The organism is Exiguobacterium sp. RM11 (genome assembly GCF_059821525.1).
This window is the reverse complement of record NZ_CM187558.1, coordinates 854,399-872,428: the sequence shown is the minus strand read 5'-3', so window position 1 is coordinate 872,428 and position 18,030 is coordinate 854,399. Positions and strand designations below refer to the sequence as shown.

General features: G+C 51.7%; 14 protein-coding genes. 5 read left to right on the top strand and 9 right to left on the bottom strand.

The window, feature by feature from the left end; genetic code table 11:
• Position 1: 1 nt before the first annotated feature.
• The 4 genes from AC5LIL_RS04595 to AC5LIL_RS04580 form a co-directional block, all read right to left on the bottom strand.
• The gene (locus AC5LIL_RS04595) at positions 2 to 733 is read right to left on the bottom strand and encodes a hypothetical protein (protein ID WP_499825059.1); all 732 of its coding nucleotides are present in this window, start codon (positions 731 to 733) and stop codon (positions 2 to 4) included.
• An 89-nt stretch (positions 734 to 822) separates the two neighbouring features.
• Positions 823 to 2,607, bottom strand: coding sequence for an acyl-CoA dehydrogenase FadE (locus tag AC5LIL_RS04590; RefSeq protein ID WP_499825058.1), 1,785 nt, complete (start codon positions 2,605 to 2,607; stop codon positions 823 to 825).
• A gap of 13 nt (positions 2,608 to 2,620) precedes the next feature.
• Positions 2,621 to 3,793: an acetyl-CoA C-acetyltransferase gene (locus tag AC5LIL_RS04585; protein ID WP_074033549.1), complete on the bottom strand. Its 1,173-nt coding sequence runs from the start codon at positions 3,791 to 3,793 to the stop codon at positions 2,621 to 2,623.
• Between the two features lie 18 nt (positions 3,794 to 3,811).
• Complete coding sequence (locus AC5LIL_RS04580) at positions 3,812 to 6,223, bottom strand: 3-hydroxyacyl-CoA dehydrogenase/enoyl-CoA hydratase family protein (RefSeq protein ID WP_499825056.1); 2,412 nt, start codon at positions 6,221 to 6,223, stop codon at positions 3,812 to 3,814.
• A gap of 214 nt (positions 6,224 to 6,437) precedes the next feature.
• On the opposite strand from AC5LIL_RS04580, the gene AC5LIL_RS04575 reads away from it, so the two are divergent.
• From AC5LIL_RS04575 to AC5LIL_RS04565, 3 genes are all read left to right on the top strand, one after another.
• Complete coding sequence (locus AC5LIL_RS04575) at positions 6,438 to 7,340, top strand: SDR family oxidoreductase (protein WP_499825055.1); 903 nt, start codon at positions 6,438 to 6,440, stop codon at positions 7,338 to 7,340.
• A gap of 123 nt (positions 7,341 to 7,463) precedes the next feature.
• Positions 7,464 to 8,012 (top strand): YcxB family protein, encoded by a 549-nt coding sequence (locus tag AC5LIL_RS04570; RefSeq protein WP_499825054.1) that lies wholly within the window; start codon positions 7,464 to 7,466, stop codon positions 8,010 to 8,012.
• Between the two features lie 70 nt (positions 8,013 to 8,082).
• A complete protein-coding gene (locus tag AC5LIL_RS04565; protein WP_214693509.1) occupies positions 8,083 to 8,655 on the top strand; it encodes a YcxB family protein in 573 nt (190 codons plus the stop codon).
• A gap of 15 nt (positions 8,656 to 8,670) precedes the next feature.
• On the opposite strand, the gene AC5LIL_RS04560 is transcribed toward AC5LIL_RS04565, so the two are convergent.
• From AC5LIL_RS04560 to AC5LIL_RS04545, 4 genes are all read right to left on the bottom strand, one after another.
• The gene (locus AC5LIL_RS04560; protein WP_214795503.1) at positions 8,671 to 9,588 is read right to left on the bottom strand and encodes a proline dehydrogenase family protein; all 918 of its coding nucleotides are present in this window, start codon (positions 9,586 to 9,588) and stop codon (positions 8,671 to 8,673) included.
• Positions 9,589 to 9,745: 157 nt separating this feature from the next.
• Positions 9,746 to 10,417 (bottom strand): PAQR family membrane homeostasis protein TrhA, encoded by a 672-nt coding sequence (gene trhA / locus AC5LIL_RS04555; protein WP_051829405.1) that lies wholly within the window; start codon positions 10,415 to 10,417, stop codon positions 9,746 to 9,748.
• 95 nt (positions 10,418 to 10,512) lie between these two features.
• Positions 10,513 to 11,955, bottom strand: a complete 1,443-nt coding sequence (locus tag AC5LIL_RS04550; RefSeq protein ID WP_214874617.1) for a carbon starvation CstA family protein — start codon at positions 11,953 to 11,955, stop codon at positions 10,513 to 10,515.
• Between the two features lie 175 nt (positions 11,956 to 12,130).
• Positions 12,131 to 14,416, bottom strand: coding sequence for a bifunctional 2',3'-cyclic-nucleotide 2'-phosphodiesterase/3'-nucleotidase (locus AC5LIL_RS04545; RefSeq protein WP_499825053.1), 2,286 nt, complete (start codon positions 14,414 to 14,416; stop codon positions 12,131 to 12,133).
• Between the two features lie 364 nt (positions 14,417 to 14,780).
• Here AC5LIL_RS04545 and AC5LIL_RS04540 point away from each other — a divergent pair, with 364 nt between their 5' ends.
• Together AC5LIL_RS04540 and AC5LIL_RS04535 are read left to right on the top strand one after the other, a co-directional pair.
• Positions 14,781 to 16,076: a Y-family DNA polymerase gene (locus AC5LIL_RS04540; RefSeq protein WP_499825051.1), complete on the top strand. Its 1,296-nt coding sequence runs from the start codon at positions 14,781 to 14,783 to the stop codon at positions 16,074 to 16,076.
• Positions 16,073 to 16,402 carry a YolD-like family protein gene (locus tag AC5LIL_RS04535; protein ID WP_214746123.1) on the top strand — a complete coding sequence of 110 codons (330 nt, stop codon included), beginning with the start codon at positions 16,073 to 16,075 and terminating at the stop codon, positions 16,400 to 16,402. The genes AC5LIL_RS04540 and AC5LIL_RS04535 overlap by 4 nt, the downstream gene beginning before the upstream one ends.
• Here the strand turns inward: AC5LIL_RS04535 and AC5LIL_RS04530 are convergent.
• A complete protein-coding gene (locus tag AC5LIL_RS04530; protein ID WP_499825049.1) occupies positions 16,399 to 17,955 on the bottom strand; it encodes a SulP family inorganic anion transporter in 1,557 nt (518 codons plus the stop codon). The genes AC5LIL_RS04535 and AC5LIL_RS04530 overlap by 4 nt on opposite strands.
• Positions 17,956 to 18,030: the final 75 nt, after the last annotated feature.

Sequence of the window (18,030 nt, the reverse complement as noted above, 5' to 3'; positions counted from 1 at the left end):
TTCACGTCTCAAGCAACCGTTCGATCTCTCGCTTCATCGTTGGGTTGACCTCATATCGCTCTTCGATGAAACGTAAGATGACCGCTGCCGCGACGCCCGACTTGCCATATCCTAATACCCCGCCTGACAGGAAAGGAATCATCTCTGGATGTCTCGTCTCGACCCGACGTGTCGGGTTGAACGGGTCTCCTTGTCCACCGAGCGCCTTCAAGACGTTTTGAACGGCCGCGACTTGGACGAGTTCGAACCCGGCGAGCATCTCGCCCCGGCGTTCCCGAAGCAAGCCGACATATAGGTTCGTCAACGCTTCTTCATAGTAATAAGCCGTCGCTTCACGCGCGATCTCAAGACGCGGTGTCGCGAACACGTCGAGTGCTTCATCCCGTCGCCAGACGACGCGTCCTGATGTATAGGCGATTGCTGCGAGTTCATGTACTTCAAAGACGGCGAACTCACCGTAGATGCCATCGTGATACATGATCTTATGTCCGTCTTTCGTGTTTTGAAACTGATAGTGAAGCGGCTCGACTTCAAGCCAGTCGAGTCGGTCGATAAAGCGTGCCTTCTGCCCGTCCTCGACAATTAAAAAGAAATCGAGGTCCGAATAATCATCCAACCGCTCCGTCTCTTGTCCAATCGACCCTAATGCAAGCAGCATCAGCGTCCCTTCGTGTGCGGCAACCGATTCTCCGATTCGTTCCATTCGTTCAAGCAATCTATCGCGTGTTCTCATCGTCTCTCCTCCTCGTTTCTATTGTACGTGGCAGAGGTCAAAAAAAGAAAGGGCCGACCGCGTCCGGTCCACCCTTTCTGTCGATTGGATTACACGATAAACTTGTTCGCTTTGATGAGGCTCGCAGCGACTTCACGCTTCGTCCCGATCACATTGATCGGCTGGTAGCGGCTGAATTTCTTCATTGCCGAGAGAAGCATGCGTTGCTCGTCACCAGACGCCGCTGCATACAATACCTCTTTCGCCATGAGTTCGACTTGTTTGAACACTTGCTCCGCAAAGATTTCTGTGTAGCGGACTTTAAGCGTGTTCTTCTCTTCGCCTGTGCGTGCGATCGCCTTGTCTGTACGAGCGATGGCTGCTTCAAGCGCGTAGATAGCACTGATCATGTCTGCAATCTTCGCCAAGATTTCTTGTTCGTTTTGAAGGTCTTGTTGGTACTTCTGAACCGCTGTACCTGCGACCATCAAGTTGATTTTCTTCATGTTCGAAAGGAGCATCTTCTCGCGTGCGAGCGGTGAGCCGTCCAATTCTTGTGGCATGTAGCTCATGAGCTCTTTTTGAAGTTTTTGTGCTTCGGCGAGGAGCGGCAATTCACCTTTCATCGCTTTCTTGAGAAGCGTACCCGGAACAATCAAACGGTTGATTTCGTTCGTTCCTTCGAAGATTCGGTTGATGCGTGAATCACGATAGAGGTTTTCGACTTCATACTCTGCCATGAATCCGTATCCACCATGGATTTGGACCGCTTCATCGACAACGTAGTCAAACGTTTCAGAAGCGAATACTTTGTTGAGTGAGCATTCGATCGCATATTCAGCAATCGCTTGTGCGACTTTTGATCCGTCACGCATGTTCTCGTCACCAAGTGCATCCAAGCTATCTTGGAACAAGCCACCCGTGCGATACACTGAGCTTTCCATCGCATAGATGTTGGCTGCCATCGTTGCCAATTTCTCTTGGATGAGTGGGAATTGGCTAATTGGTGTCTTGAACTGCTTGCGCTCGTTCGAATATTGTACCGAGAGGTCGAACGCACGTTTCGATGAACCGACCGCACCGACTGCAAGTTTGTAACGACCGACGTTCAAGATGTTGAAGGCGATGACGTGACCTTTTCCGATTTCACCGAGAAGGTTGTCGACTGGTACTTCGACGTCTTCAAGGATAAGCGTACGTGTCGACGATCCCTTGATTCCCATCTTCTGCTCTTCTGCTCCAGTTGAGACTCCTTTAAAGTCACGCTCAACGATGAAGGCACTGAACTTGTCACCATCGATTTTTGCGTAGACGACGAAGACGTTCGCGAAGCCAGCGTTTGTGATCCATTGTTTCTCACCGTTCAAGACGTAGTGCGTGCCCGCCTCGTTCAAGACAGCCGTCGTTTTCGCACCGAGAGCGTCAGACCCTGAGCCTGGCTCAGTGAGCGCGTAAGCCGCGATCCATTCGCCTGTTGCGAGTTTTGGCAAGTACTTGTGTTTTTGCTCTTCTGATCCGAAGAAGACGATTGGGAGTGTCCCGATTCCGACGTGTGCGCCGTAGCTGAGTGCGAACGAACGAGCTTTCGCGAAACGCTCTGTGATGATCGAAGAAGAGATTTTATCGAGTTGGTAGCCGCCGTACTCTTCTGGAACGTCTGCTCCGAGGAGACCGAGCTCGCCTGCTTCTTTCAACAATTCGACTGAAAGGTCGAACTCGTGCTTCTCGATGCGCTCGAGAACTGGCATGACGCGGTCATCGACGAATCCTGCCGTCGTGTCCCCAATCATCTTATGCTCATCTGAGAAATCCTCTGGTGTGAAGAGACGCGATGCGTCGAGTGCGTCAATGACAAAGCTACCGCCTTTAATCAATTCATGTTCTGTACGTTCCATATCCGATTCCCCCTTAAAGTAATTCGAAGACACCAGCCGCGCCCATTCCGCCGCCGATACACATCGTGACAACCCCATACTTCTCATTGCGTCGTTTCATCTCATGCAAGATTGAGACAGAAAGTTTTGCTCCTGTACAACCGAGTGGGTGACCGAGGGCGATAGCGCCACCATTCACGTTCACTTTCGATGGATCGATTCCGAGTTCACGGATGACACCGAGTGATTGGCTCGCGAACGCTTCGTTCAACTCGAACAATCCGACTTCTTCTAGCTTCACGCCAGCCATTTCGAGTGCTTTTGGAATGGCGACGACTGGACCGATTCCCATCACTTCCGGACGGACACCGCCGACTGCGAACGAGAGGAACTTCGCCATCGGTTGTAACCCTTGGCGTTCTGCTTCTTCACGGTCCATGACGAGGACTGCCGCCGCCCCGTCTGACACTTGTGAGGCGTTACCCGCCGTGACCGAGCCTTTGATTTTGAAAGCTGGGCGAAGTTTACCGAGCGCTTCGATTGTCGAATCGGCACGGACACCTTCGTCATGCTTCACGACTTTCTCCACTTCCGCGACTTTACCGTCTTCACCGAGCACGTGCTCGATGACCGTCACAGGAGCGATTTCTTCCTGGAACTTGCCACCCGCGATCGCTGCAGCCGCTTTTTGGTGACTGTTGATAGCGAACGCATCTTGGTCTTCGCGCGAGATGTTATACTCGGCCGCGACACGCTCTGCCGTATGACCCATGCTCATGTAGTACTCTGGTGCCGTCTCCATGATGTGTGGGTTTGGACGGATGACGTGACCACCCATCGGTACTTGGCTCATCGACTCCATACCGCCGGCGATGATTGCCGTCGCTTGACCGATCATGATTTTCGCCGCCGCATCTGCGATGGCTTGAAGACCTGACGAGCAGTAGCGGTTGATGGTGATCGCTGGAACTTCGTGCGACAGTCCCCCCCGGACCGCCGCATAGCGAGCGATGTTCATCCCTTGCTCCGCTTCTGGCATCGCACAACCCATGATGACGTCATCAATCGGGCCTTTATATCCTGAACGCTCAAGCGTTGCCTTGATGGCATATCCCGCGAGCTCGTCCGAACGAACGTTACGGAACGAACCGCGTTTTGCTTTTCCGACCGGCGTCCGTGCGCCGGCTACGATGACTGCTTCCCTCATCTGTTATGTCCCCCTTTATCAGTTCCGTAGTGGTTTGCCTTTCACGAGCATATGTTGCATCCGTTGTTGTGACTTCGGCTCCCCGATAAGGCTCAAGAAGGCTTCACGCTCGATGTCGAGGAAGTACTGTTCATCGACGAGCGTACCGTATGCCAAGTCGCCACCACTGATGACGTGTGCGAGTTTCTTCGCAATCTTCAAATCATGCTCTGAAATATAACCGCCGTAGAACATTTCGTACGCCGCGAGTTCAAGCGTCGCTTTACCCGTTTGACCGACGACCGGTAACTTCTCACGAACCGGTGCCGTATACCCATCGGCAAGTTCGAGTACCGTCTGTTTCGCATCGAACGTCAAGTGATCACGGTTCATCGAGATCCCGTCGACCGCACGGTGGTAACCGAGTGTCTTCGCATCAAATGCCGACTTCGATACTTTCGCCATCGCGATGTTCTCGAACGTCTGTTGCGCAGCCTTCTCGATGTTTTGCATCGATTTCGGCGTCTGTTCGAGGAGACGACGATACGTGTTGACGTTTCCGCCTCCACCTGGGATGAGACCGACACCGACTTCGACGAGACCCATATACGTCTCAAGCGCGGCTTGCATACGTGCTGCCGGTAAGCTGATTTCCGTTCCGCCACCGAGCGTCATGCCGTATGGTGCGGCGACGACCGGACGTCCCGAGTAACGAATCTTTTGAACGACTTGTTGGAACTTGTTGATGATCCAATCGAGTTCGTACCAGTTCTCGTCTTCTGCTTCCATGAGCATCATCGCAAGGTTTGCGCCGACACAGAAGTTCTTGCCGTCGTTCGCGAGGACCATTCCTTTGAAATCTTGTTCGACACGGTCGATCGACTGTTCGATCATCTGCATGATGTCGACACCGATCGCGTTGTTTGGTGATGTGAATTCGAGTGCGACGACGTCATCGCCGATATCAACGAGGCGTGCCCCACCGTTCTCTAAGATGATGCCGTTTGATTTTGCGAGTGGCTTGAGTTTCAATTCTTTCGGGTTGACGGTCTTCTCGACATACGCCTTCGACGCTTTATCGTAATACTGGTCTCCCTTATAGAATGACGTGTTACCTGCAGCAAGCATCTCATCGATCCATGCCGGGACGTCGTAGCCTTCCGCTTTCATACGTTCGACTGATTTTTCAACACCGAGGGCATCCCACATTTCGAACGGTCCGAATTTCCAACCGAAGCCCCACTTCATCGCATCGTCAATCGCAACGATTGTGTCTGCAATCTCTCCAGTAAGACGTCCCGAGTAAGCGAGCGTCTTCGCCGTGATTGGCCAGAGCAGTTGTCCGACACGACCTTTGTTCAAGATGGCACCTTTCAACTTCGCTTTCGAACCAGGAAGTGATTTGATTTGATCAAGTTCAGGACCTGTAATCGCTTTCAATTGTTCGTATTCGAACGTTTGAAGATTCAATTCCTGAATGACCTTTCCTTCTTTTTTATAGAAGCCTTGACCGGCCTTTTGTCCGATCCAGCCTTTTTCCACGAGTTGCTTCATTTCTGAAGGGACGTCGAACGTGTCCTTCTCTTCCCCAGCTTCGAGCGTCTCGTAGACGTTACCCGCCACGTGAACGAATGTGTCGATTCCGACGACATCGAGTGTGCGGAACGTCGCTGATTTCGGACGACCGATGAGCGGACCTGTGATCGAATCCATCTCTCCGATTGACGCGTTTTGCTTGAGCATCTCTTCAAACGTGACGAGGAGACCGTATGTCCCGATGCGGTTACCGATGAAGTTCGGCGTGTCTTTAGCTTCGACGACACCTTTCCCGAGACGGTCTTCCGCGAAGCGTGACATGAAGTCGATGACCGGGCGTGCTGTCTTCTCCGTCGGGATGAGTTCGAGCAACTTCAAGTAGCGCGGTGGGTTGAAGAAGTGCGTTCCGAGGAAGCGTGATTTCAATCCTTCCGGAAGGGCACTTGCCATCGCTTCGATGGAGATCCCTGACGTGTTCGAGCTGAGGATCGCATCTTCACGGATGTAAGGTGCAATCTTCTCGAAGAGCTGTTGCTTCACATCGAGGCGCTCGACGACGACTTCGATGACCCAGTCCGCTTCTTTCAAACGCTCTAAATCATCTTCTAAGTTCCCGACTTCGATGAAGTTGAGATGGTCGGCTGTCGCAAGTGGTGCCGGATTTTGTTTCAATAGCTTCTGACGGTTTTCTGAGGCGATGCGATTTCGTACTTCTGGTGACTCGAGCGTCAACCCTTTCGCTTCCTCTTTTGCTGTCAATTCACGTGGTACGATGTCGAGCATGAGCGAACGAATCCCCGCGTTCGCCAAGTGAGCCGCAATCCCCGCCCCCATTACTCCTGAACCGATGACGACCGCAAAACGAATTGAGTTCGTCAAACGGAGGTCGGTTGATTGTTCGATGTGACTCGTCATAGTGTTCCCCCCTAAAATGAGAATGAATAGTGATTCATTTCACGCGTAAAAAAAATCGCAATCACCATCGTGTTTACTCTTCTATCATAAATGAATGAACATTCATTCGCAAGCGTTCATTTTTCAATTTCATTCCATTTTTTGATTGAACGATTAGTTTTCAATCGATGTGGTATAGACAAAAAGAGTCAAATTCAGAAAGGGGAATATATGTATGCGCGATAATCGTCTGAACACTGCAGGTAGCCGAAAGGATTTTGAGTCGTTTAAAAAGAACGCACAAGAACAGGCGCACCAACCGGGAATCGATTCGAAGATGGAGCCCTTCCCGATTTATGAACGGGAAGACTATAAGGGAAGTGACAAGTTAAAAGACAAAGTCGCGATCATCACCGGCGGGGATTCCGGGATTGGGAAATCGGTCGCCATCTTCTTCGCCCATGAAGGTGCGAACTCCGTCATCGTCTATAAGGATCAAAACGAGCTCGAAGACGCGGAAGCGACGAAAGAACGGATTGAAGACTTGGGCCAAGCCTGCCTCTTGCTACAGGGAGACCTCGGGGAATCTTCCTTCTGTCAACGAATCGTCGAGGAGACGCTCGAGACGTTCGGTCATATCGACATCCTCGTCAATAACGCCGCCGAGCAGCATCCGCAGGAATCACTCCTCGACATCTCGGACGAACAGCTCGAGAAGACGTTCCGCACGAATATCTTCAGCATGTTCTACTTAACGAAAGCCGCGCTCCCCTATTTAAAAGAAGGAGCGAGCATCATCAATACGACTTCGATCACGGCATATGAAGGAAACGATCAGCTAATCGACTATGCGTCGACGAAAGGCGCCATCACCGCGTTCACCCGCTCGCTCGCCAAAAACTTGGCGGACAAAAAGATTCGCGTCAACGGGGTCGCCCCCGGACCAATTTGGACACCGCTCATCCCGTCGACATTTGACGCAGAGAAAGTGAAATCGTTCGGGGACTCTTCCGGTATGAAACGTCCGGGGCAACCGGCCGAACTCGCACCGGCATACGTCTATCTTGCAAGCGATGACTCGACGTATGTCAGTGGTCAAGTCATTCACGTCAATGGTGGTACAGTGATTAATGGATAATTTTGAAACAGGCTCAGTCATCAGGTACTGAGTCTGTTTTTATGGGAAATTAATCCACTACATGATACAGTGGTTAACAGATATTACTTCGTTAATCAGATGAAAGGAAGGAGTTAGTGATAGATGATTCATTATCAATTGACAAAAAATGATTTTTTCATGCTACAAAAAAATTTTATTGAAAACTCGGTTTCGGAAAAACGGAAATCTTTACTTATCACGATTGTACTCATGTTGCTGACAGCTTTTTATGGATTTGCCCTCGCAATCACCTTGTTACCTGAAACAATGTCCGCCGCCATCATCCTCATACTCGCTGTCGGTACCGCTGTTGTAGCACCGCTTCTCTTGTTCCCTTTCTTCAAGAAAGTGCATTTTACAATTAGGCTGAAACTATTACGTTCCATATTTCGACAGGAATCGAAATGGCCACGTGACTTGACATTATCAATTTATGAGAACGGAATTGAAGTCAACTCTCTCCACAACGCCGTCAATAAACAGGTTCGAGTCTCATGGAAAGCAATTGAAAGAGTAAGTGAAGACGAAACCAACTATTATCTATACATCGAAGCGACGGAAGCAATTATTATACCGAAGCGAAAGTTGCGTGAGACTAATCAAACAACCATCAATCACTTGTTACAAAATCACTTAAATATCACTCTCTAAGCAACTATATTCAAGGTTCAATACTCCATAGACATACATGCATATGACAAACTACAAAGGAGCAGATGTTATGGTCACCACGTACAAACTGACGCTTGAAGATTTTTCAGCTTTCCAAAACGATATGATTCACCATTCTGATCAACATAAACGAATTCGCAGCGTATGGTTGAAATATATGAATATTCCGCTATTCGCGCTTGGGTTCATTGCTACAATCTTATTATTTCCTAATCTCGAATCGACGATGACCCGATTGTTGATCACATTTGGAATTGGGATGTTGTTCGCCCTATTACTTAGACCGCTGTTTAAAGATTTACATGCCCCACTCTACCTTTGGCAGATCCGTCGCATCCTCAAAAAACAGAACGTTTGGCCAAAAGACATTAAGCTTCAGTTTTCTGAAACTCACGTCGAAATGCAAGCCGTTCGCGGTAGTATCCACCGTACGACACAAGTTCCTTGGACATCTATTCTTCGCGTATATCAAGACGAGTCGTATCGCTTCCTTTATTATGAAGAGGATGAAGCTTTGATTATCCCGAAAATGAAAGATGGGATTACCGAAGTCGAACAAAGTGAAATCGATCGGATACTCGAAAAACATCTACACACAGAAAAGCACACAAGTTCAACGTGAACTCGTGTGCTTGTTTTATTTCTTCACCATTCCTTTTAACACGAACGCCACGTTTGCCGGGCGCTCCGCGAGGCGGCGCATGAAGTAACCGTACCAGTCACGGCCGTATGGCACGTAGACGCGGACTTTATAGCCTTGGCGTACGAGCTCGAGTTGACGCTCGACGCGGATGCCGTATAGCATCTGGAACTCGAACTGGTCGAGCGGGATGTTGTTTTCTTTGACGTGCTCGATGACGGCGTCAATCATATGGTCATCGTGTGTCGCGATGGATGCGTAGTTTCCGTTCGCAAGATGGAGTTTGACGAGCTTCACGTAGTTATGGTCGACGTCCTCTTTTTCAGGGAACGCGACCGTCGCCGGCTCTTTGTATGCCCCTTTGACAATCCGGAGGTTCGGCTTGAGCGGTGCGAGGTGATTGATGTCATCTTCCGAGCGATACAAGTACGACTGGATGACCGTCCCGAGACCGTCAAATTCAGCCTTCAGCTTCTTGAACAATTCGAGCGTCTTCTCACAACGCTGCTCGTCTTCCATATCGATGGCCACAAAGACCCCGACTCTTTGTGCGACCGTCAAAATTTGACGCATGTTGTCTTCAATCAATTCGTCCGAGATGTCGAATCCGAGTGACGTCAATTTAAGGGACATATAGGCGTCCAATTGCTCTTCTGCCATAATTTCAATCGCACGAATGATTTCGTCACGATTCGTATTCGCTTCCTCGACCGTCTTAATAAATTCCCCGAGGTGGTCGACCGTGACCGACAACCCTTTCGCGTTCAATTCGCGAATCGTCGGAACGGATGCTTTAAAGTCTTCCCCTGCTACAAAGCGTGATGCACCAAATCGTAGGCCATATTTCTTTGCCAAACTGTTGAGTGTTTTGTTTTGTGACATGTAGATAAATCCATCGCGCAACACTTTTTCCATCTGATTTTCCCCCTTACTTTTACACCCATCTATCTCTATGATGATGTCTGCAATTATTATGACACACAAACGTCAATTCGTCTGTATTTTTGTAACCGTTTGCAGCACTTTCTTCCCAACTTTTCAAAAAAGACAGACGCCCCGTAGGACGGCTGTCTTATAGGCTTGTCGAAGGTGCGACATAGAGCAAAATACTTAGGAAGATGAACACGCTTCCGGCTAGGACGAACAAGTGCCAAATCGCATGGTTGAACGGCAGTTTTTGCCACACATAAAACACGATTCCGACCGAATAGGCGATCCCTCCTGCGAGGAGAAGCATGAACCCTTGATGACCGAGTGATTCATATAACGGACGGATGGCGATGATGCAGATCCAGCCGAGTGCGAGATACGTCACATTCGACACCCACATATACTTCCCGGTCGAAAACAGTTTCCAGACGATTCCGAGAATCGCCACACCCCATACAATCCCGAACAACGTCCAGCCGAGCGTCCCATGAAGCGTCACAAGGGCAAACGGCGTATAGCTTCCGGCGATGAGTAAGTAAATCCCCGCGTGGTCGAACACTTGTAGCACCCGCTTCGCCCGTGGATGCGGGATGGCGTGCATGAGCGTCGAGAATAAGTAGAGTAAAATCATCGATGCCCCGAACACGCTGACCGCCGTGACGTTCCACGTGCTCCCACTTTCCGTCGCACTCATGACGAGTAAGACGAGGGCGACGATGCTGAAGATGACTCCTAAGCCGTGCGTGATCGCGCTCGCGATCTCTTCCCCGAGCGTGTCGGCATGGAGCATCTCTTTGAGTTGTTCTTGTTTCATATGCTCCCACCTTCCATAACTGTTCCCTCTAGTATGGACATTTCCCGATTTAAACGCAATCGAAAACACGGGCTACCGATTAGCCCGTGTCGAGATTATGCGACTTCTTTCACTGGAACGTCACATTCCATTTGTGCAGCCCGCATCGCGCGTGCCCGTTTGTGGAACAAGACGAGCAACGTCAACGTCCCGAGTGTCGAAATGACATACGGAAGGACCCCGTCCAGCTTGAATCCGATTGGTGCCGTCAAAATATAGAACCAGACCGCATACAACATGAACGTCCCTGGAAGGAGCGCGATGTAGTGGTTACGTCCTTTAATGTAGAGGTACATCGCCCCGACGAACAGTGCGATGACCGCCGTCGTCTGGTTCGCCCAGTTGAAGTATTGCCAAAGCATCTGGAAGTCCATGTTCGTGAGCACGTATGAGATCGCGAAGAGTGGAAGTGCGATCCAGAGGCGTGACGAGAACTTCTTCTGCGCGATCGACAAGTAGTCCGCGATAATCATACGGGCGCTACGGAATGCCGTGTCGCCTGATGTGATTGGTAATACGATGACACCGAGAATCGCGAGCGTTCCACCGATGCTACCGAGCATGAGTGTCGCCACTTCTTGGACGACGAGTGCCGGTGTCCCTGAGTTGATGAGTCCGAGCAATTCACCTGGCTCGAAGATGGCCATCGCAGCCCCAGCCCAAATCATGGCGATGACTGCTTCGGCGATCATCATACCGTAGAAGATTTCACGGCCGTTGCTTTCTTTCATCGTCGTCCGTGAGATGATCGGCGACTGTGTCGCATGGAAGCCAGAGAGCGCCCCACACGAAATCGTGAAGAAGAGGAGCGGCCAAATCGGTAAGCCGTCCGGATGCATGTTCGTCAATGTCATTTCTGGGATTTGGTAGCCTTGTGCGAACAAGCTGACCGCGATTCCGATGGCACTGACGACGAGTAGTGCCCCGAAGAACGGATAGATGCGCCCGATGATCTTATCGACCGGGAGGAGCGTCGCCAAGATATAGTAGGCGAATACACCGAAGATGACGAACATGAGCGTCGATGCGTTTCCATCAAACAAGTTGTTGATCATGTTACTCGGAGACGTGACGAACACTGTTCCGACGAGTAACAGAAGTAAAAGTGCGAATCCGTTGACGATATGGCGGAGCGAGCGTCCGAGGAACTTCTCCGCGAGTTGTGGCAAGTGTGCCCCATTATTCCGAAGGGAAATCATTCCTGTCAAATAGTCGTGTACCGCCCCGGCAAAAATCGACCCGAAGACGATCCAAAGAAATGCGACCGGTCCGTAGAGCGCCCCCATGATCGGTCCAAAGATCGGTCCGACACCGGCGATGTTCAGTAATTGAATCATCGAGTTCCGTTTTTTACCCATCGGCACGTAGTCGATGCCGTCCTGGGAAGCGTAAGCGGGCGTCGTCCGCTCTTCCTTAATGCCGAACGTCTTCTCGACGTAACGACCATATACCAAATACCCGACCAAAAGTAGTGCGAGTGCGACAAAGAATGTAATCATCTGTCAGTCCCCTTTTCCGTCCATATGTAGCTGATCCCCGTCAGCTCTTCGGTTTACATGTGTCATGTAACCGATTACACGTTTGATTATACAAGAAGATTCTATGTAATGTAAGGGTTTTTATTCACATTTTTGCCACAAAAAATGAGCCCCCATTCAGGAAGCTCATTTCCAATTAACGAAGCGCTGGTTCACCGACGTGGCCGGCACCGACGACTTTCATTTCTGACTTCATCTGCCCGTCTTTTTCACTGACGACTTCGACTGTTTGGCGAAGCTTGAGCGGTTTGACAGACAGTACATATTCCCCGTTCTCACTTGCGACTGTCTCAGCCAATACACGCTTGCCGTCGCGAAGCGTCACGTCAGCTCCCGGAGCCGTCATCCCCGTCACGCGTTTTGAGCCCGGTTTGATCGTATCTACCGTGAGGGTCAATACGAACTCTGGTGCTGTCGGCTCGAGACCGAGTGTATACGTCCGGAAGAGACGACCCGCTGCATCCGCACGAGTCGCGTCTGTCGCTTCGATGCCTTCGTAAAGGTTCAAGTACTGCTTGCCGGCATCTGCTGTCTCAAATGTCACAGAACGTTTTGCGTCCGCGACAATCTTCCAGTTGTTGTCGGCTTTATAGTCCAAGTTGCTGCCACTCGACACGATATAGTCCGAGATGACGTTACGTGTCTCATACGCTGAGCGATAGACGATGTTCTTCCCGCCACCGAGACCCGGGAACGAAGACGAACCGGCACGATAGTTGTTCGTCGCGACCAAGAACTCTTGGTCCATCGTGATCGGTTGACCGTTATACTCGACGTTCTTCACGCGGTTGGCGTTCTCGTTGACGAGCTTCCCGCCGACATCGAACTTCGCTGGACCTGTGACATCGATCTCATACGTCAAACCGTCGAGGACGTCGAAGTTATAGCTACGGAACTGGAGGTTGAGGAGGTTTTCCCCATCTGTCTCGATTTGGTCATATGCTCCCGCTGACATCTCGAGCCAGTCCATGACGTCTTTCCCTGTCACTTTGACGACTTCAAGCGTGTTCGGATAGACATATAGGTCTGCCACGTTCTTCAAGGCGATTTGACCTTTCGGGATGTTCGTGTAATAGCTTGCGTCCGTCAATTCACGACCGCCTGCTTTGAACGGTGCCCCTGCCGACAAGAGTGGCAGACCTTTGTATGGTGAAAGCTCCGGGTTCGTCTCGAGTTCTTTCTCGACGTACCATTTCTGTGCGTTCGTCACGAACTGGACCGACGCATCGTCACGGACGAGCGCGAAGTAGCTTTGAATATCGTCTTGAATTTGACCGACCGGCTGGTTGATGTAGTCAATCGTCGCCAGGTGGTCGTCTTCGATCAACGCCTGGATTGTCGGGTCGACCGCCGTATCGGCTGTCACCGTGTCGAGCGCAGCTGATGCGTCAAGAATCTGCCATTTGCCGTCGACGAGTTCGAGTTCGAAATCGATGACACCGAGGTCTTTCCCTTGGTTGTTCGCCATGACGACCGGTTTGCCGTTGATCGTCCCTTTTGCCATATCGACGTTCGGGAACGAAGCGAACATACCTTTCGCATCCGGGAAGCGACCGTGCTGGTGCCCCGTCATGACCATGTCGAGCCCATCAATCTTCGTGAGCGCATATCCGACGTTCTCTTCGCTGTCGAGCTGTTCGTCCGCGAGTGCTGCACTTTCGCCGATGCCTGAGTGCGCGAGCGCGACGACGACGTCTGCTCCTTGGTCTTTCAACTTTTGAACCGATTCACGCGCCGATGGGATGATGTCCTCTGCCGTCACGCGGCCTTGTAGGTTCCCTGAATCCCATGACATGATTTTCGGCGGCACGACACCGAACACACCGACTTTGATTGTATGTGTTTCCCCGTCTGTGTCCGTGACCGTCCGTTCGATGATTTGGACCTCTTGTCCATCCACGTTGAACTTCGAGACGATCGGGTTGCCTTCTAAGTCTTTAACGTTCGAGTTGACGAAACGGAGCTTCCCTTTCGACCCTTCCATCGCGTTGTACAAGAATTCGAGCCCGAAGTTGAATTCGTGGTTCCCGAGTGTGACAGCGTCATAGTTGAGTGCTGCCATCGCCTTATACATCGGATGTTCGAACGCTTCATTTTTCCCAGCTTGAAGCTCACGGACGTAGTCGCCAAACGGTGTCCCTTGAATCGTATCGCCGTTATCGAACAAGAACGTGTTCGATTCCCCAGCGGCTGTACGATGTTCATTGATGAGTGTCGCGACTTTCGTCAACCCGATCGTGTTGTCGACCTTGTCTTGGAAGTAGTCATAGTTCGTGATGTTCGTATGTAAGTCTGTCGTCTCTAAGAAACGGAGCTTGACGATATCCTCGTCGACTTCTGCCAAAACGTTTGGTGCCTGTAGCGGTAAAACGGTTGGTAACACGAGCGCGGTCGCGATTGACCATTTTAATGCACTTTTCATGTGATTGTCCCCTTTGTCTGGTTGATAAGTGTCTAACCATACTCAATATAACACCAGCCTCGTTGACCTTCTATTGAAATTTTGTATAAAAAAGACCCAATTTCCTTTACAGAAATTAGGTCTATCTTCCTGTTCAGGTTGGATACGGGCAGTTAACGATTCATCGTCATCACTATTCGAAGCGTGTCTGTATCAGTAGTTGAGCCTTCTTAAAATTCGTTCAATGTTTTAAATCCTTCCTCAAATGTGTGTATGAAATGGTTCTCTCCTTCGAAAAAAATTTCAATTCACTATTTGAGACGGCGTGAGACCGTGTTACGATGAAAAAAACAGAACATTTGTTCGTAAAAAAGGAGTGGTGACGATGCGTAGACGAATTTTTTGTATCGACAGCGTCTCGTTCTATGCCAGTTGCGAGTGTGCCGCGCGCAACAAAAATCCTTACCGCACGAAGCTCGTCGTCCTCTCGAATCTACAGGACAGCGGGGCGCTCGTCCTCGCGGCGACCCCGAAGATGAAGCAGCTCGGCATCAAGACCGGGTCGCGTCGCTTCCACATCGACCGTCTTCCGTGGCACGAACGACGGGACGTTTTGTATGCCGAGGCGCGGATGAGTCATTACTTGAACGTCTCCATCCAAATCATCCACATCCTCCATCAGTTCGCCCCGCCCGAAGCGATTCGCGTCTACTCGATTGACGAGACGCTCGTCGACATGACGGGAACGGAGCGGTTGTTCGGTAGTGACGAGCACGTCGCCCACCTCATGCGTGCGACGATTTTTCGCTATACGGGCATCCCTGTGACCATCGGCATCGGACCGAACAACGTCCTCGCCAAGCTCGTCCTCGACTTGCATGCGAAAAAGAAAGGTGTCGCCACATGTTTCCTCCATGACGTCGAGCGACTGATTCACCCTGCCCCGATTGAGAAGATGTGGGGCGTCGGGGCGAAGATGGCGGTCCACTTGCAGCGACTCGGCATTTTCACGATTGGTGATTTGGCCCGCTATCCGCTCGAGTCTCTTCATGAAAAATTCGGCGTCATCGGTGCCGAACTCTGGCATCACGCCTGGGGCATCGATGAGTCGCCGACCATCTTGCCGGCGAGTTCCTTGTTCGGGGCGAAACGGACGCGACCGAAGTCGATCGGACACGGGATCACCCTCATGAAAGATTACACGACGTACTCCTCGATCCGGCTCGTCCTACAAGCGATTGCGGTCGAAGTCGGGATGCGGACCCGGCAAGCGGGACTCGTTGGGGGCACAATTCATCTCGGGGTACGCTATACGCGGACGAGCGACCGAGGCGGATTCAGTAAACAAAAGAAGCTCCCCCGCTTCACAGCGGACGAGCAAGAGTTTTTACCCATCTTATTGCACCTATTTTTAGACGGCTGGGAAGAGACGGAGGCCGTTCGCTACGTCTCGGTCGCACTCGGCAAACTCGAGCCACGGAGCGACCACGTCCAATTGTCGTTCTTCGAAGACGAATGGGCGAAGGCGAAACGGCTCGACTTCCTCGATTTGATCGACGGGTTGAACGTCCGGTTCGGTCGCGGCACAATCCGACCGGCATCGAGCTTACTGAAAGACAGTCCGCTTCGGACGCGCCAACGCTTAATTGGCGGACATAAACAAGGAGGCGATTCCTCATGAGTAAGACCCGCTATCGTGACCGGGGTGAGTTGAAATGGATCCCATTTCTCATGCCCGAGCACGTCGCCCTACTGAAACGTTATTATGCCCAAATCCAAAAGATCGAGCTACCCGATTTGGACGAACAGCTCCTCTATCTCTGGCAGACCGAGCTCGAACGCGCCATTCGTGAAGGCGATCAGGTCGAGGTGACCTTGTTCGTGGACGGCTTGACGAAAAGCATGCGCGGCTACGTCCACGCCATCTATTATGCCGAGCGCGAAGTCGAACTGTTCGACGGTGAAGTACGGCGCGTCCCGTTCGGTGACATCTTGTCCGTTCGTTAAGACGCCTCGATTGCCTCTTGTGTTGTCTCGAACGTCTCAATCCCGTCGAGTAGTCCATAGTGAGCAAGCGTCGCATGGACCGACGGTGACAGATGCGCGAAGATGACGTGACGGTCGGCCACTTTCAGTTCGGTGACGATACGACGCAACTCCTCGACCGCGGTCACATCGATGACCGGGCAGCGGTGGAAGTTGAAGATGAACACGCTCGGTTCCCGATGAATGTGATGGAGGACGTGCTCGAACAGCTCGACCGCACCGAAAAAGAGGGGGCCTTCTACACTGAAGACGATTTGTCCGTCCCGCGTGACGTACCGTTCTGTCCGTTCACGCACGTCGATCGTATCAGCCATCCGCTTCGCGAAGAGCGCGAGCGCACAGATGACCCCGACCTCGACGGCGACGACCAAATCAACGAATACCGTCAATAGTAGCGTAACGAGAAGGACGAGCGATTCGGATGAACGATGACGTAACATCGCCATCACGTGATGACGCTCGGACATGTTCCAGGCGACCCGCATCAAAATCGGAGCGAGTGCGGCGAGCGGCACGTAACTCGCGAACGGTGCGAGGATGAGCACCGCAACGAGGACCGTGATGCCGTGAACAACGCCGGCGCGTCGGCTGACCGCTCCCGCCTGAATGTTTGTCGCCGTCCGGGCGATCGCACCTGTCGAAGGGATTCCACCGAAGAACGGTGTGATCACGTTCGCGATCCCTTGCCCGAACAGTTCCTTATCCGGCTTCATCTTCGTCCCCGCCATCCCATCGGCGACCGTTCCTGATAAAAGTGACTCGAGCGCACCGAGGAAGGCGATGGCGAACGCAGACGGAAGGAGCGTGGTGATCAAGTCGACGTCGATCGCGAGCCAGTTGAATTCTGGCAGTCCGCTTGGGATACCGCCGTAGGCACTCCCGATGGTCGCGACCTCACCCGGGATGAGGAGACTGACGAACGTCGGGACGAGCATCGCCATGAGTAAGAGCGGTAAACGAAACGGCAGCTTCGGCACGAGCCAAAGTGTCAAGAAGCCGATTCCGGCAATGACAATCGGCCACATCGATGCTTCGGGAAGCGCCTGACCGAGACGAAGCAGATTCTCATGAAAGTGCGGCGCCTTTTTAAACGTGACCCCGAACAACTCATCGAGCTGGTCGACGAAGATGACGACGGCGATCCCTGCCGTGAAGCCGATGGTGACGGCACGGGGCATGAAGCGGATGAGCCGTCCGACCCGAAGTACACTCATGAGGAGCAGTAAGATCCCCGCAAGAACGGTCGTGACGAGCAATCCCTCATATCCGTATGCGAGAACGACACCCGAGACAATCGGGATGAACGCTCCCGTCGGCCCGGCAATTTGGAACGTCGAACCCCCGAACAGGCTGACGAGGATTCCAGCGAAGATGGAGGTGTAGAGCCCATACACCGGCGGGACCCCTGAGGCGATGGCGAATGCCATGGCGAGCGGGATGGCGACGACACCGACCGTGATGCCGGCCGAGATGTCTTTTTGCCACATCTCACGTGTGGAGAGTGAGTCTTGCATCATACATTCCTTCTTTCCAATCAGTTCAAAAACGAGTTTAGTGTACGCCTGGAAAGAGGGCTTGTAAACGGGTTG